General features: G+C 69.5%; 13 protein-coding genes and 1 tRNA gene. 6 read left to right on the forward strand and 8 right to left on the reverse strand.

What is annotated here, in order from left to right; translation table 11 throughout:
• Positions 1–3: 3 nt before the first annotated feature.
• Both ACVBD7_RS07395 and ACVBD7_RS07400 read left to right on the forward strand, forming a co-directional pair.
• Positions 4–537 (forward strand): peptidylprolyl isomerase, encoded by a 534-nt coding sequence (locus ACVBD7_RS07395; RefSeq protein ID WP_458096846.1) that lies wholly within the window; start codon positions 4–6, stop codon positions 535–537.
• A gap of 61 nt (positions 538–598) precedes the next feature.
• Positions 599–674: transfer RNA gene (locus ACVBD7_RS07400), tRNA-Lys, on the forward strand.
• Between the two features lie 96 nt (positions 675–770).
• Here ACVBD7_RS07400 and ACVBD7_RS07405 read toward each other — a convergent pair.
• From ACVBD7_RS07405 to ACVBD7_RS07415, 3 genes are all read right to left on the reverse strand, one after another.
• Positions 771–2,537 carry a chloride channel protein gene (locus tag ACVBD7_RS07405; RefSeq protein WP_458096847.1) on the reverse strand — a complete coding sequence of 589 codons (1,767 nt, stop codon included), beginning with the start codon at positions 2,535–2,537 and terminating at the stop codon, positions 771–773.
• A gap of 239 nt (positions 2,538–2,776) precedes the next feature.
• A complete protein-coding gene (locus ACVBD7_RS07410; RefSeq protein WP_458096848.1) occupies positions 2,777–3,745 on the reverse strand; it encodes a LysR substrate-binding domain-containing protein in 969 nt (322 codons plus the stop codon).
• Positions 3,746–3,882: 137 nt separating this feature from the next.
• Complete coding sequence (locus tag ACVBD7_RS07415) at positions 3,883–4,665, reverse strand: TSUP family transporter (protein WP_458096849.1); 783 nt, start codon at positions 4,663–4,665, stop codon at positions 3,883–3,885.
• A gap of 194 nt (positions 4,666–4,859) precedes the next feature.
• Here ACVBD7_RS07415 and ACVBD7_RS07420 point away from each other — a divergent pair, with 194 nt between their 5' ends.
• From ACVBD7_RS07420 to msrP, 4 genes are all read left to right on the forward strand, one after another.
• Complete coding sequence (locus ACVBD7_RS07420) at positions 4,860–5,948, forward strand: glycosyltransferase (protein ID WP_458097658.1); 1,089 nt, start codon at positions 4,860–4,862, stop codon at positions 5,946–5,948.
• Between the two features lie 6 nt (positions 5,949–5,954).
• On the forward strand, positions 5,955–7,394 hold the full coding sequence (locus ACVBD7_RS07425; RefSeq protein ID WP_458096850.1) for a glycosyltransferase family 39 protein: 1,440 nt from the start codon (positions 5,955–5,957) through the stop codon (positions 7,392–7,394).
• Between the two features lie 95 nt (positions 7,395–7,489).
• On the forward strand, positions 7,490–8,482 hold the full coding sequence (locus ACVBD7_RS07430; protein WP_458096851.1) for a Bug family tripartite tricarboxylate transporter substrate binding protein: 993 nt from the start codon (positions 7,490–7,492) through the stop codon (positions 8,480–8,482).
• An 80-nt stretch (positions 8,483–8,562) separates the two neighbouring features.
• Positions 8,563–9,501 (forward strand): protein-methionine-sulfoxide reductase catalytic subunit MsrP, encoded by a 939-nt coding sequence (gene msrP, locus ACVBD7_RS07435; protein ID WP_458096852.1) that lies wholly within the window; start codon positions 8,563–8,565, stop codon positions 9,499–9,501.
• 43 nt (positions 9,502–9,544) lie between these two features.
• Here msrP and ACVBD7_RS07440 read toward each other — a convergent pair whose 3' ends face one another.
• Genes ACVBD7_RS07440 through ACVBD7_RS07460 form a run of 5 tightly spaced genes read right to left on the reverse strand, consistent with a single transcriptional unit; the run spans position 9,545 to position 14,447 of the window.
• The gene (locus tag ACVBD7_RS07440) at positions 9,545–9,982 is read right to left on the reverse strand and encodes an NUDIX hydrolase (protein ID WP_458096853.1); all 438 of its coding nucleotides are present in this window, start codon (positions 9,980–9,982) and stop codon (positions 9,545–9,547) included.
• On the reverse strand, positions 9,979–10,995 hold the full coding sequence (locus ACVBD7_RS07445) for a DUF4340 domain-containing protein (protein ID WP_458096854.1): 1,017 nt from the start codon (positions 10,993–10,995) through the stop codon (positions 9,979–9,981). The genes ACVBD7_RS07440 and ACVBD7_RS07445 overlap by 4 nt, the downstream gene beginning before the upstream one ends.
• A 4-nt stretch (positions 10,996–10,999) precedes the next feature.
• The gene (locus ACVBD7_RS07450; protein ID WP_458096855.1) at positions 11,000–12,949 is read right to left on the reverse strand and encodes a Gldg family protein; all 1,950 of its coding nucleotides are present in this window, start codon (positions 12,947–12,949) and stop codon (positions 11,000–11,002) included.
• 5 nt (positions 12,950–12,954) lie between these two features.
• On the reverse strand, positions 12,955–13,686 hold the full coding sequence (locus ACVBD7_RS07455; protein WP_458096856.1) for an ABC transporter permease: 732 nt from the start codon (positions 13,684–13,686) through the stop codon (positions 12,955–12,957).
• Positions 13,686–14,447: an ABC transporter ATP-binding protein gene (locus tag ACVBD7_RS07460; protein WP_458096857.1), complete on the reverse strand. Its 762-nt coding sequence runs from the start codon at positions 14,445–14,447 to the stop codon at positions 13,686–13,688. The genes ACVBD7_RS07455 and ACVBD7_RS07460 overlap by 1 nt, the downstream gene beginning before the upstream one ends.
• Positions 14,448–14,586 lie beyond the last annotated feature (139 nt).

A 14,586-nucleotide genomic window follows, 5' to 3' on the forward strand; every position in this document is an offset into this window, starting at 1 on the left:
GAGATGAGCGACGAGACCACGCCTGCCGTTCCGCCCGAGGAGAACACCTCGGCGAACGCGCCCGCAAACACGCTGACGCTTGAGCTGAAGGACGGCACGGTCACCATCGAGCTGCTGCCCGAGCTCGCGCCCAAGCATGTCGAGCGGATCACGACGCTCGCGGCCCAGGGCTTCTACGACAACACGCCCTTCCACCGCGTGATCGAGGGCTTCATGGCCCAGGGCGGCGACCCGACCGGCACGGGCACGGGCGGCAGCGAGCTGCCGGACCTTCCCGCCGAGTTCTCGCCTCCCGCCAAGGCCCGCTTCCAGCGCGGCACCCTGGGCATGGCGCGTACCCAGAACCCGAACAGCGCCAACAGCCAGTTCTTCATCATGTTCGGCCCCTATCCGAGCCTGGACGGCCAGTACACGATCTTCGGCCGCGTGACCTCGGGCATGGAGCTGGTGGACAAGATCAAGCGCGGCGCCGGCGGTTCCGGCACGGTCCAGAACCCGGACCGGATCGTGAAGATGCGCCCTGCGGGCGTGGCCTGATCTCCGCTTGACCTTCGGGGCCCGGCCTTCCATTGGTCGGGTTCCGAGGCACATTTCCGGGGCGCCTGTAGCTCAGTCGGTAGAGCACGAGACTTTTAATCTTGGGGTCCTGGGTTCGAGCCCCAGCGGGCGCACCAAGCTTCTGCCGGCGTCTTCGGCCGGCTACCGGAACTCAGAATGGCCGACCGGCCGGAACGTTACCCGCCCGAACTCGGTCGGGTGAGGTGGTCCGCTCAGGATAGCCCGACCTCCTCCTGCCGGCGTTTGTCGAGCTCCTCGCCGTATCGGCGCAGCACATGGCTGGCGGTCAACAGCCCGATGACCCTGCGACTCTCCTTCCCGTCGATGACCGGGAGTGCCTCGGCCTCGGCCGCATCGAAAGCAGCCATGGCCTCCTTCGCGTTCATGGCGGGGAGCAGTGCGCGGTCGCGCAGGCGCAGCAGGACCTCCACCGTCTCCACCTCCGGCCCGGCTGCCTGGGCCTCTGTCACCAGCACCACCCCCGCATAACGCCCGGCCTGATCGAGGACGACGACGCGCTCGGTGGAACCGAGCGGGAAGTCGCGACGGAAGGAGGTCAGGCGGGTGTCAGAGCGGACAGTGCGCAGGTCGCGCCGCATCAGTCGACCGACCGTCAGCTCCTGAAGCCAGCCGACGTCATGGGCGGAGCGGATCGCCTCGCCGCGCAGGTGGAACCGCCAAGTTGCGAAGGAGTAGCCGAACAGTCGCCGGACCACGATCCCGGCAACGGCCACCGCCGTCAGCACCGCGCCAGCCACCTCGAAGTTGCCGGTTGTCTCCAGGGCCAGGAAGGTCATGGCCAGAGGCGCGCCGATCACGGCGGTGCCGAAGGCACTCATGCCTACCACGGCAAGGAACAGGGGATCGGCCAGCCCCAACCCTGTGAGGGCCAGCATGGCCGCGAAAATTTTGCCTGTCAGCGCTCCGAGCAGCAGGGAGGAGAAGAACAGCCCTCCGCGATAGCCGGCCGCGAGTGACACGGCGGAGGCGACGGCCTTCAGCACCAGCAGCGTCAGCGCGGCCCGTAACGGTCCTTCGGTGCTGAAGGCCACATGCAAAGCCTCGTGACCGGCCGAGAGAACCCCGGGGGAGAGCAGCGCCAACACTCCCACCACAACCCCGCCCGCCGCCGGGCGAAGCCATTCCCACGGCATGACTCGCTTGATCCCGGCCTCGATGCCGCCGACGCCGCGCATCAGCCCGATGGCCAGGAGCGCGCAGAGGACGCCGAGGACCAGCGCCATCGCGTGCCCGTCCCAGCCCGGCGATGCGACTCCGCCCGGCTCCACCATATAGGTCTGGCCGGAGAGGGCGCGGGCGACGAGGGTGGCCGCGACGGCGCTCGCCACCACCGGCGCGAGGCTCGCGATGGCATAGGTACCGATCACCAGTTCGAAGGCATAGAAGGCGCCCGTCAGTGGCGCATCGAAGGCTGCCGCGATCGCCCCGGCCGCACCGCAGCCGACGAGCACGCGCAGGTCTCCGCGCCGGAGGCCGGCCAGCATGCCGAAGCGTGAGGCGAAGCCACCCGCCACCTGGGTGTACCCGGCCTCCAGCCCCACAGAGGCGCCGAAGCCGTTGGAGAGCAGGTTCTGGCCTGCGACGATGGCGCCATCCTGAAGGCTCATGTGCCCACCATGCAGCGCATTGGCCTCGATCGGGTCCACCGGGGTGCGCGGATACCACCGCGCCAGGGCCAGATTGACCAGCCCGAGCAGGAGGCCGCCCACCGCCGGCAGAAGCAGCACCCGAAGCGGTTCGAGGCCGGTCTGGGCACTAAGGCCATGCGCTGCCTCGGGGCCGAAGACGGTGGCCTGGATGCCGTGCGCGACGGCGCTCATCATGGAGGCCAGCAGGCCGCTCAGGAGACCGATGCCAATCGCCAGCGCGACGAGGCCTGGCTCGGTTCCCCGGATCCAGTCCCGCAGCAGCCGCGGGAACTCCATAAGCAACCTGATACGGGCCGGCGGAATCTTCACGCGCCGTGCCGCGCAGGTGCTGGCGTGCCGAGCCGACCAAGTCGCGAGCGGATCTGCGGCCGGCCACCTCGCCCGGTTCGGCACGGCGGACAGGTCCTTCGAAGGGGATGGTGCAGCATCTGGTGCTCCGGCCGGCGAGGAGTTGCGTCACGCAGATCCAGGCGGGCGCGAATGGGGCCGGGCTGTCTCGCCGATCTTACCAACGCTTTGGTTGCTTGCATCCGCCGGCAACCGGCCATTCAAGCTGCGACGAGGGACCGCGTTTCCGGCCGACCATGCACTCTGACCGTGCCGAGCCCCGCGATGGCGTCGCGGATCACATCCCGCAGCAGGCGCACCTCGCGGATCCGCCCAAAGCTCGGGCGATGAAACAGCGAGATGTCGCGGCCGGGCAGGGAAGGGGCTCGAATCAGGCGGTAGGCCACCATGTCGTCCAGCAAGGTGCCGACCTGAACGGCGAGCTGCGGCAGCAGCGAGCAGCCCATCCCAGCTCCGACCATCTGGCGCAGCGTCTCGAGGCTCGTTGCCTGCAACGCCGTGCCGGATTGGGCGGCACGTTGGACTGCTGGAAACATGGAAATTGTGTGGTCGCGCAAGCAGTGCCCCTCGCTCAGCAGGATCAGCTCTTGCGCCGGCACCTCCTCCATCGTCACGCGATCGATCACCGCGAGCCGGTGGTCGCGCGGAACCGCCAGTACGAAGCTCTCGTGAAAGATCGGCAGTTCTGACAACTCAATTCCGCGCACGGGCGATGAGGCGAGCAGCGCGTCGACCTCGCCGGCCTCGAGCGCGCGGACCAGCGTATGGGTCAGCCCCTCGACCAGGTTGAGGCGGAGATTGGGAAAGCGGCTGCGGAGCGGGTTGAGGATGATTGGCGCGACATAGGGAGCGAGGGTGGAGATGACGCCCAGGCGGAACAGCCCGCCGAGCGGCTCTACGTTCGAATGAGCCATCTCCAGCAGGCGGCGGCCCTCGACGAGAATGGTGCGGCACTGGGCAAGGAACTCTGCGCCCCGCTCGGTCACCATCACGCTCCGGCTCGCGCGCTCGAAAACCTGGATGCCGAGATATTCCTCCAACTTGCGGATCTGGGCGGAGAGGGTGGGCTGGCTGACGGCGCAGGCCGTCGCCGCCTTGCCGAAATGCAGGTGGTCGGCGACGGCGACCATGTACTCGATGTCGCGGAAGCTCAGCCCCGCCAGGTTCATCGCGTGTTTCCCTGCCCGCCGCGGCAGCACAGCGCCGCCGGACGAGACGCCCTGGCGAATCCCGGTTCTGCCGCACACAGTCTAGACCGTTTCGCGGCCGTCGGGGCAGTCCCGCCCGGACCGTTTTCAGGGCGCCTTCAGGGCTCGGAAAAAAGGATGCCGGCCAACCCCCGCGCCGCGGTGAGCAGCGCGACGAGGGCGAGGGTGGCGAGCGAGATTCCTCGATGTGCGCCGCCGGCGCGCCGAAACAGGGCCGCTCCGATCCGCGACCCGATCAGCATGAGCGGCAGTCCCGCCAGAACGAGGACCACCTCCGTTCGGCCGATCGCCCCGATGGCAATCAGGCCTGCCGTGGAGGCCATGGCGGAGAAGGCGAAGAAGGCCATCAGCGAGGCACGGACCTGCACCGGGGTCAGTGGTAAGGCGAGGTAGTAGGCAAGCGCCGGCGGGCCGGGCATGGCCGCAAGCCCGTTAAAGAGGCCCGAGAGTATGCCCGCGCTCATGGTCGCGGCGCGGCCGGGCATGCGGCGGAATCCGGCGCCCGAAGCGAGCGCGATGACGGCGGCGCCGCATACCGCCGCGAGTGCAAGCCGCGCGGTGTCGGCGGGCAACCGGGAGAGGAGAAGCGTGCCGAAGGGCGAGGCAAGAAACGCCCCGGCCAGCAGCCAGCGCACCGAGGGCCAGTGGCAGGCGCGCGACGCCTGGCGAAGGTCCATCAGCCCGCCCAGCAGCTGCAGCCCGGCTGCGAGCGACACCGCAAGCAAAGGCGGCAGGGCCAGGCTGAGAAGCGGGACGGCGATGATCGCGAAGCCAAAGCCGGTGAAGCCGCGGAACAGGGCGGAGAGGGCGATGATCACCACAGCCGGCCCGAGCGCCGAAAGCGCGGGCAAGCCCGGAGGGAGGTGGAGGAAGTCGGGCATTGGCGCTCCGGATGGCGGCGCTCCGCTACGCCGATCCGGGAGCGGCCGAAAGGGGCTGGAGGTCAGAGGTGCTGGCAGGCGGCAGCGGGACGCCTCTTCCTGTGCGCGGCGACGCGGGCTAAGCCGCCGCCGTGCCGGCTCAACCCAACCTTGCCAACCCGCCCGGGAGCCCCACCGGAAGCCCGCGGAATCTTCTGCCTGCGGAGCTGACCGTTGTCGTGCCCTGCTACAACGAGGCCGCGAATGTGGCCCCCATGGTGGAGCGGCTGGCGGCGGTGCTCGATGGCCTGGCCTGGGAGGTTGTGTTCGTCGATGACGACAGCCCGGACGGCACGGCGGCGCGGGTGCGCGAAATCGCGACCGCGGACCCGAGGGTGCGGGGCCTGCGGCGCATCGGCCGGCGCGGCCTGGCTTCGGCCGTCACGGAGGGGGTGCTCTCCTCCTCGGCCCCTTTTATTGCGGTGATCGACGGCGACTTGCAGCACGATGAGGCGATCCTGCCGGCGATGCTGGCTGCCGTGCGGAATGGGGCAGAGGTGGCGGTCGGCAGCCGGCACACCGAAGGCGGCGAGGCCGGGCAGGGTTTCTCCGCCGGCCGCGCCCGGGTGAGCGATGCGGGCACACGATTGGCGGCGCTGCTGCTGCCGACCCCGGTGGGCGACCCGATGAGCGGGTACTTCCTCATGCCGCGGGCGCTGTTCGAATCTCTGGCGCCGAAGCTTTCGGCCCGTGGCTTCAAGATCCTGCTGGACCTGCTGCTCTCGGCCGGGCGGCCGCTTCGGGTGGCGGAGGTGCCCTACCACTTCCGGCCTCGCGTAGCCGGCGAGTCGAAGCTCGACGCGACGGTTCTGCTCGAGTTTCTCGGCCTCCTGATGGACAAGGCTTTGGGTGGCTGGTTGCCCTGGCGCTTCGTCTCCTTCGCCGCCGTCGGCGCAGTGGGGGTGCTGGTCCACCTCGCCGTGCTGTTCCTCGCCTCCAGCCTGTCCGGACTGCAGTTCGAGGCCGCGCAGTGGGCGGCAACGCTGGTGGCGATGACCGTGAACTTCCTGCTGAACAACCGCATCACCTATCGGGACATGCGGCTGCGTGGCGCGCGGCTCGCTCGCGGGCTGCTGCTCTTCTACCTGGTTTGTGGCCTCGGGGCGGCGGCCAATGTTGGCGTGGCCGGGATGCTCGTGCGCGAAGAGCTGGCCGGCTGGGGCTTGGCCGGCGCGGCCGGGGCGCTTCTGACGGTTGTGTGGAACTACGCCGTGTCGTCCACCCTGGTGTGGCGCGGCCGGTAGTCCTCCGTGGGCCGGTTCGCGACCCCTTGGCTGCTCGGGCTGCTGGCGCTGACCACGGCACGGCTTGTGGCGGCGGCGCTCCTGCCGATCTCGCCGGACGAAGCCTATTACTGGGTTTGGGCCCGAACCCTTCAGCCCGGTTATCTGGACCATCCGCCCATGGTAGCGCTGTGGATCGCGGCCGGCACGGCACTGGCCGGGGATGGGGCGCTCGGTATCCGGCTGCTCGGACCGTTCGGCCTCGCCCTGGCCTCTCTCACCATTTGGGCGGCGGGAGATCGGCTGGAGCCGGAGCGGCGTCCTGGATGCTGGGCGGCGTTACTCTTCAACGCCACGCCACTGGCGAATGCGGGGGCAGTGCTGGTCACGCCGGATACACCGCTTGTGGTGTTTTGGTGCCTGGCCCTTTGGGCGATGGCACGGCTGCACTCATCGGGCGATGGCCGGTGGTGGTTCGCGGTGGGCGCCTTTGCGGGCGCATCGCTCGTTTCGAAATACACGGCCGTGCTGTTCGGCGTGGGGCTCATCCTCTGGCTGCTGGCCGATCCCGCAGCGCGACGCTGGTGGCGGGACTGGCGGCTCTATGCCGGTGGGTTCGTAGCGGCCCTGGCTTTTGCGCCCGTTCTCGCCTGGAACGCGGCGCATGGTTGGGCCTCGCTAGCGAAGCAGGGCGGCCGGGCAGGGGCAGGGGATGGTTTCGAGCTGCGCTTCCTGGGCGAACTGGCAGCTGGTCAGTTCGCGCTCGCCTCGCCAGTCGTCCTCGTGCTCTGCGCTTCGGGGACCATGATGGCCGGGCTGGCCTGGGCGCGCGGTCGGGGATCCGGGGTCGGGCTGCTGGCCGCGCTGACGCTTCCGGCGGCGCTGCTCTTCCTATGGCAGGCGACAGGGAGCCGGGTGCAGGGCAACTGGCCTGCCATTCTCTATCCTTCGGCTTGCATCGCGGCGGCCGCCTTCACGGCGCAGCGGTGGCAGCGGATCGGGGCAGTGATGGGCGGGGTGATGAGCCTGCTGGTCTTCGTGCAGGCCGGGTTCGCGCCGGTGCCGCTGCCGCGCTCCGCCGATCCCACCCTCGCCCGGCTCGGTGGATGGCCGGGGCTGGCGGCCGAGGCCGACGCGGCGCGCCGTGCTGCCGGGGCCGACTTCCTCGCCGCGGAGGAGTACGGGCTGGCGGCGGAACTCGCGTTGCATCTGCCGCCCGGCGTAGCAGTCGTTGCCATCGGCGACCGCTGGGCGCTGTTCGACCGGCCGCGACCGGAGACGAGACGGGTCGGGCTGATGCTGCGAAGCCTGCGACGGGGGGAGGGGCCATCTCTCTGGCCCGGCGCGGTGCCGACGGGTGAGATCGTGCGGGCGCGGGGCGGGGTGGAGGCCGAGCGTTATCACCTGCTGCGCGTGGAGACCCCGGCCGGCGACCAGCCGGCGGCGCTGATGCCTCGCCCCCGCTGAGCGGCCGGCCGCTCGCATTTGCAGCGCCGCCAGGGCCTGCCACACTCCGGGGACGGCCTCGCCTTGCGGCAGAAGCGCCGATGAGGAGACCGCCCATGCGCCGCCGCGCCATTCTTGCTGCCACTTCCCTGTCCCTCTCGGCCCCGGCCGTCCGCGCCAGGGCACAGGGCGGCTGGGTCGCCGACCGGCCGATCACCCTTGTGGTACCATTCCTGGCCGGCGGCTCCACCGACATCGCCGCGCGTGTGCTGGCCGAGCGCATGGGGCCAAAGCTCGGTCCCGCCGGTCGGATCATCGTCGAGAACCGGGGCGGCGCGGGCGGAGCGGTAGGTGGCGAATGGGTTCGGCAGCGCCCGGCGGATGGCTTCACGCTGCTGCTCGGCACAGCCTCCTCCCACGCCACCAACCCTGCCGCCCTGCCGGCCCAGACGCCCTATGACCCCGTCGCGGATTTCACCCCGATTGCGAATGTCGGCGGCGGTCCGCTGGTGGTGGTCGTGCCTGCGGCTTCGCCCCACCGCCGCATAGAGGACCTGTTGGCGGCGATCCGGGCGCGGCCCGGGGCTCTGTCCTGGGCAACGTCGGGCGTCGGCGGCGTCGGGCATCTGACGGGCGAGTACCTGAAGATCGCGGTGGGCGGGTTGGAGGCGGAGCACGTGCCCTATCGAGGCGGCTCCGCCGTGATGGAGGCGTTGGCCAAGGGCGAAGTGGCCTATTCCTTTGAGGTGCTGGCCTCCTCGGCGCCACATCTGCGGGATGGGCTCTCGCGCGGGCTGGCGGTCACCTCCCGCGCTCGCCATCCTCTCTTCCCGGACATCCCCAGCCTGCACGAGACCGTTGCCCCCGGCTTCGAGGTCACCACCTGGAACATCCTGCTCGGCCCGCGCGGCCTGCCCGCGCCGGTGCTGGCCGCGCTGAACGTTGCGGCCAATGCGACGCTGGCGGAAACGCCCGTACGCGAGCGCCTGGCGGCTGCCGGGGTGGATCCCGCTCCTCCAACCACGCCGGAGGAAACACGGACATTTCTTGCAGCCGAATTGGCCAAGTTCCGTGGGATCGTGCAGCGCGGCGGGCTTCGCCTAGGTTAAGTCCCATGCAGCTTCGCCGGGGGGCTTGAACCCGGCGCGGGGCACCCGAGTTCAAGGGCTACCGCCTGACGGAGGCCAGCATGCTGATCCGCGTACGCCGTGGCTGGGAACTACCGGAGAGTGCCGCAACGCCCGAAGCGGTGGTGATGGGCCGCCGTACCGCGCTCGGAGCTGGTGCCGCGCTTGCCGGCGCGCTCGCCTTACCCGGGCAGGCCCTGGCCCAGGCCGCTTCACCCGCCATGCGGAACACCCGCTTTCAGCCCGGCCGGGATGTCACGCCCGAGCGGGATGCCACGAACTACAATAACTACTACGAATTCGGCACTTCCAAGAGCGTGGCCTCGGCGGCGCAGAAGTTGAAGGTCAGCCCCTGGTCGATCCGCTTCGATGGGTTGGTGGATAATCCGCGTGAAATTGGGCTGGAGGACCTGTTGCGTCAGGTCCGGCTCGAGGAGCGTGTCATGCGCTTCCGCTGCGTGGAGGCCTGGGCCATGACTGTGCCCTGGACCGGCTTCCCGATGTCCGAGCTGATCCGGCTCGCCGGGCCAAAGGCTGAGGCGAAATACGTGGTCTTCGAGACCGCGACCCAGCGGGACACAATGCCGGGCCTGCGGCAATCCTGGTATCCCTGGCCGTATTCGGACGGCTTCACGGTCGCCGAGGCGCAGAACGAGCTCGCCTTCGTGGCGACCGGCATGTACGGAAAGCCGCTGCCGCCGCAGAACGGCGCGCCGATCCGGGCGCTGTTCCCTTGGAAATACGGCTTCAAGGCACCCAAATCGATCGTGCGCGTGACCTTTCAGACCGAGAAGCCGGTTGGCTACTGGGAGAAGCTGCAGGCCAGCGAATACGGCTTCTGGGCGAATGTGAACCCGGAGGTGGCGCATCCGCGCTGGAGTCAAGCGAGCGAGCGGCTGCTGGGCTCGAACGAGCGCGTACCGACGAAGATCTACAACGGCTACGGCGAGTTCGTGGCGCCGCTCTACGCCAGCATGCAGAACGAGCGCATCTGGTACTGAGGTCTGACGCGAGACGCCCGCCCCCGACTGGGGTCGGGCTCCGCTAGCCTTCCGGAAGGCGCTTACGCGCCTCGGCGATGACGCGCCGTGTCTCTTCCCAGAGTTCGAGCCCTTCCAGCTCTTCGATGCTGAAGAACCTCGCCTCGCTCGCGTCGTCGCCGGGGATCGGCTCGCCCGTGTTCCAGCGGCCAGCGTAGTCCACGATGGTGTAATGGAAGCGGATCGCACCCGAGGCATCGTGCTGAACGATGTCCACACAGGCCACGAGCGTGAGTGGCCCGACCTCCACCCCTGTCTCCTCCAGCAGCTCGCGCCGCGCCGCTTCCTCGGTCGATTCACCGAGGTCCTGAGCGCCGCCGGGTACGGTCCATTCCCCCAGTCGTGGTGGACGGGTGCGGCGGACGAGCAGGACGTCGTCGCCGCGGAAAGCAAGGCAGCCGATGCCGACCCAGGGGCGGTCCGGGTACTCGCGGGCGGTCAACCCTCGCGTTTCCGGAGCGTCTCGACGCTCGGCGCAAAGGCAGGCAGCTTCCAGGCGCCGACCTGATACGCCCAGCCCCGCCACCGAGCATTGAGACGTGTAGCCTCCTCGTCACCGCTGGCGACGAGGGTCATCCAGACATCCCCGCCTTCCTGTCTCATCCGGGCGGTGACGATCAGGTTGTCGGTAAGGATGAACCGGCCTTCTCCTGCCGGCTGCCCGGGGACCTCGGTTTCCGCGCGCACGTCGAGCAGCGTCAGGCCCTCTAAGGCGCGGCCCACCTCGTCCAACGAGACCTCGTCGGTGGCAGGGGCGTCTCCAGGGAGGACGATGCGCATTCTGCCATCCGGGCCTTCCTCGCGCAGCAGCTCCACAGTCCGGCCATCGCGCACCGCGATGACGCGCCGGACGCGTTCTTCCGGCAAGTTGGCGATCTCGCGCTCGATCCAGAGCTGCGGATCGGCATCGACGGGCAGACGTCCCTCGGCCAACCAGGACTGGGACTCGCCGGGGCGGCGGACATAGGCGCTCTCGGCCGGGACGCCCGGCGAGGCCGCGGCCGTGCGGGTGCGGCGCCTTCCAACGACGAGCCCGGCAAGTGGCGATTCGTTGCTGTCCAGTACGCGAAGCATCACGGAGGTGGACGCCAGGCCGGGATCCTCGAGGCCGAGGCGTGAGAGTGAGTCCGGGTCGGCGGTGCGCCGCTCGGCCAGCCGCAACTCGGTCAGGCCGAGAAGCAGTTCCCGCACGCGGTCAGCCCGCGCGGGGTAACCGCCCTTGACGGGAAGGATCCAAACATCGCTCGCGCTCCGCTGGAGGATAAGTGCGTGTGCGCCTTGGCGGATCTCGATCCGGCGGGCGGCGTCTAGCCGAGCGCCCAGCGCCGGGAAGGCAAGAGGCGAGTCGGCGGCGAGGGAGGATGCGTCTTCCTGCGGCAGGAGCAGGGCAGCGGCGCCGGAAACGACGAGCGCGGCGCCGCCGAGGACAATGAGGTGGCGTCGGTCCAGCGGCATGGCGTCAGCCCCTCGCTTCGGCCCGGCGCCGCGAGCGGAGCAGGGCAAGGCCGATCGCAAAAATGGTGATCAGCGCCGGGACGAGGGCGATGTTGAGGATGCGGAGCCAGGTCTCCAGCCCTTCGATCCCCTGGCGCAGCTCCCGCTGCACGCCCCGGAGCTCCTGGCGGGTGCGGACGATCTCGGTGCGGGCAACCTCGATTTCCGCGCGCTGCTCGGGGGTGATCACGGCCTGGGCGCCGCCGGCGGAGCCACCCTGGGCGGCTCCAGGTCCTTGGCGCAGCTCGCGCAGGCGGCGCTCGGTGGCCTGCAGGCGCTCGGTCAGGCCGCGTTCGGTCTGGCGGTAGCGCGCCTCGGCATCGGCGCGCATGGATTCCACCAGGGTGAAGGGGCGCAGGCTCTCGCCGCGGGAGCGCAGCGAGATGAGGCTGTCGCCGCCTGCCAGGGTGTCAGCCAGATTGGTCAGCAGGGCGCCGTTGTCGCTGGTCGGGGTCGCCACCTGCTGGCCGAAGAAGTCCTGCACGCGGACCCAGAAGCGGTCCTCCAGCAAGTCCGTGTCATTGCCGACGACGAGGTTGACGGGACCGTTGCTCGCGTTGAGATGCGCCGGCAGGCCGGACGCGCGCTCGACGCCCTCCGGCAGGGCGGGCGGGCCCGCGGGAAAGGCGCTTGTCAGCGCGCCGCGGATGCGGGCGAGGATGACATGGGTCGCGTTGTCCGGACGGAACTCCGAGAGGATGCGCGCGGGGTCCGGGGCCTGGCGCACGCGGGCGGCGTCGATCAGCGCGGATTGCGGCGAAGCGGTGATGAGAGGAGTCATCTCCACCCGGGCACCCTCGCGCAAGCGGATCTCGCCAGCGGATGCGACCGTCACCTGGGACAGCTCGGCGCTGGCCACGTCCGTGCGATTCAGGCTGTCGGCCTGGGCGCTGAACCAGGCGAGATAGTCCACGCCCTGCACCCGGTCACCCGGGCCGGAGCGGACGCGCCAGGCGCCGCGCTGGTCGACCACCACCTTGTCCGACGGCGCGTCGATGCCCCAGGCATTGAGCAGGCGGTCGAGCTCGGACGAGGTGTTGGCGGGCGGACGACCAGTGGGGTCGGGGCGGGTGGCCTGGCTCTCGCTATGCGGGTCGGTCAGGGCCAGCAGCTTGCCGCCGCGCATGACGAACTGGTCGATAGCGTAGAGCGTTGTCTCCGGCAGGTTCTGGGCATGGGCAACCATCAGAACCTGAATGTCGGAGGGGATCGCTTGCGCATCCGCCGGGATGTCGCGCACCGTGAAAAACTGGCGCAGCTGGGTCATCACCTGGAAGGGCTGACCGGCACCAGGGACGCGCATCATCATTGCGCGCGGATCGCCGTTCAGCGGCAGGGATGAGAGAACGCCGAGCACGGGGCGTGTGGGGTTGGACAGCTCGTGGACGAGGCGGGTCAGGTCGTATTCGAGAAAGCGCTCGCGGTCCGGCTGGAAGAAGGGGACGGTGCGCTCGTCATCGAGCAGGTTGCTGCCGGCAAGGCCGAAATAGACCTGCTCGCCCGCGTTATCGAGCGGCACGCCCTGAAGGCCCAGGGCCAGCGCGCGGTCCTCGGTTTCGGAGAACGGCTCGGGGTCTAGGATCTCGAGCCGGATCTTGCCGCTCGAAAGCGAGACGTACTCGCGCAGCATCTCTCGCACGCGGTCGGAATAGGCGCCGAAGACGGGGGCGGCGGCACCGAGGCGGCGGGAGTAGAAAAGTCGCAGCGTGATCGGGTCACGCAAGGTCGAGACGACCTGCCGCGTGCCCTCGGACAGGGTATATAGGCGCTGCTCGGTCAGGTCGATGCGCGCGCGGGCGAGGTAGCGGTCGGCCAGCAGGTTCACGCCGATTGCCAGTGCCGCCGCGGCCAATAGCGCGCCGATGGAGAGCAGCGCGCCGCGGCTGCGGGGGCGGGCGGGGATGGTGTCGCTCACGGGATTCAGTCCGCCTTGCGCAGATCGACGGCGATGGCGTTGGCGAAGAGCCAGACGCCGATGAAGCTGGCGAAGAAAATGATGTCGCGTAGCGCGATCACCCCGCGAGAGAAGGCCGCGAGGCGGTCTGTGATCGAGAGGCCACGTGCGACCTCCGCCAGCACGGGAAGGTTGCGCGAGAGGAACTCGGTGACGACCGGCGAACCGGCGGCGGCGAAGAGGAAACAGGTGCTGACTGCCAGGACGAACGCGATAACCTGATTTTTCGTCAGCGCCGAGATGGCGGCACCGACGGCCAGGTAGCTGCCAGCGACCATCAGACAGCCGAGATAGCCCGCGGCGATCACGCCGTTATCGGGATCGCCGAGCACATTCACCGTGATGACGAGGGGGAAGGTGAGTGCCAGTGCGATGGTGCAGAAGGCCCAGGCGGCCAGGAACTTGCCCAGAACCGCTTCCCACTGCCCGATCGGCAGGGTGAGCAGCAGTTCGATCGTCCCAAGCCGCCGCTCCTCGGCCCAGAGCCGCATCGTGATGGCGGGCACCAGGAACAGGAAGAGCCATGGCACGAAGGCGAAGAAGGGCTGCAGGTCGGCTGTCGAGCGCGCGAAGAAGCCGCCCAAGGTGAAGGTGAGGACGCCCGACATCACCAGGAAGATGACAATGAACACATAGGCTACGGGCGTGGCGAAATAGGACGCCAGCTCGCGCCGGGCGACGGTGAGCGTGCCGCCCATCACGCGGCCTCCCGCGTCAGCTCGCGGAACACCGCATCCAGGTCCGGACCGCGGGAGGCGAGCCCGGCGGGGGTCGCATCGGCGACGATACGACCGCGGGCGATGACGATGGCTCGCGTGCAGACCGCGCCAACCTCCTCGAGGATGTGCGTAGAGATCAGGATGGCCTTGGACGGCGCCATGCGGGCGATGAGCTGGCGGACCTCATGCTTCTGGTTCGGGTCCAGCCCGTCGGTCGGCTCGTCCAGTACCAGCACCGGCGGATCGTGCAGCAGCGATTGCGCCAGACCGACACGTCGCTTGAAACCCTTGGAGAGGGTCTCGATCGGCTGGAGGCGGACCTCCTCCAGGCTGGTCATGCGCATCGCGTCGTGCACGCGGTCCCCGGTCTCACTGCCGCGGTAGCCGCGGGCGCGGGCGGTGAAGGCGAGGAAGCCTTCCACGGTCATCTCGGGATAGGTGGGCGCACCCTCGGGCAGGAAGCCCAGATGACGCTTGGCGGCCACGGGGTGGTCCACCACGTCCTCGCCCATGATGCGGGCCGTGCCGGCGGTGGGAGTCACGAAACCGGCCAGCATCTTCATGGTGGTCGACTTGCCCGCGCCGTTGGGGCCGAGGAAGCCGAGCACTTCGCCGGCACTGACGTTGAAGGAGATGTCATCCACCGCGGTGAAGGCGCCGAAGCGCTTCGTGAGGCGCTCGATCTCGATATGCGCCTCGGGGACATCTTCGAAGGGGTCGTAGAGGTGAGGCTTCGCCACGGGGCCCTCCAGTCTGCGGCGGCCCCCGGCCGGCCGCGCGGGGGTGACGGGTTACGGTGCGGCGGGGGAGGGCGCAAGGGGCAACGGGCAGAGACCGCGCGGTATCGAGCCCGGAAAGGCACGATCATTTCCACGCCGA

The organism is Roseomonas sp. WA12, from assembly GCF_054165765.1.

Bases quoted from the DNA above. Each gene is read 5' to 3' on its own strand.
- ACVBD7_RS07415 (WP_458096849.1), bottom strand. From the start codon at position 4,665: ATGCCCGACTTCCTCCACCTCCCTCCGGGCTTGCCCGCGCTTTCGGCG.
- ACVBD7_RS07445 (WP_458096854.1), bottom strand. From the start codon at position 10,995: ATGCCGCTGGACCGACGCCACCTCATTGTCCTCGGCGGCGCCGCGCTC.
- ACVBD7_RS07395 (WP_458096846.1), top strand. From the start codon at position 4: ATGAGCGACGAGACCACGCCTGCCGTTCCGCCCGAGGAGAACACCTCG.
- ACVBD7_RS07410 (WP_458096848.1), bottom strand. From the start codon at position 3,745: ATGAACCTGGCGGGGCTGAGCTTCCGCGACATCGAGTACATGGTCGCC.
- ACVBD7_RS07430 (WP_458096851.1), top strand. From the start codon at position 7,490: ATGCGCCGCCGCGCCATTCTTGCTGCCACTTCCCTGTCCCTCTCGGCC.
- msrP (WP_458096852.1), top strand. From the start codon at position 8,563: ATGCTGATCCGCGTACGCCGTGGCTGGGAACTACCGGAGAGTGCCGCA.
- ACVBD7_RS07455 (WP_458096856.1), bottom strand. From the start codon at position 13,686: ATGGGCGGCACGCTCACCGTCGCCCGGCGCGAGCTGGCGTCCTATTTC.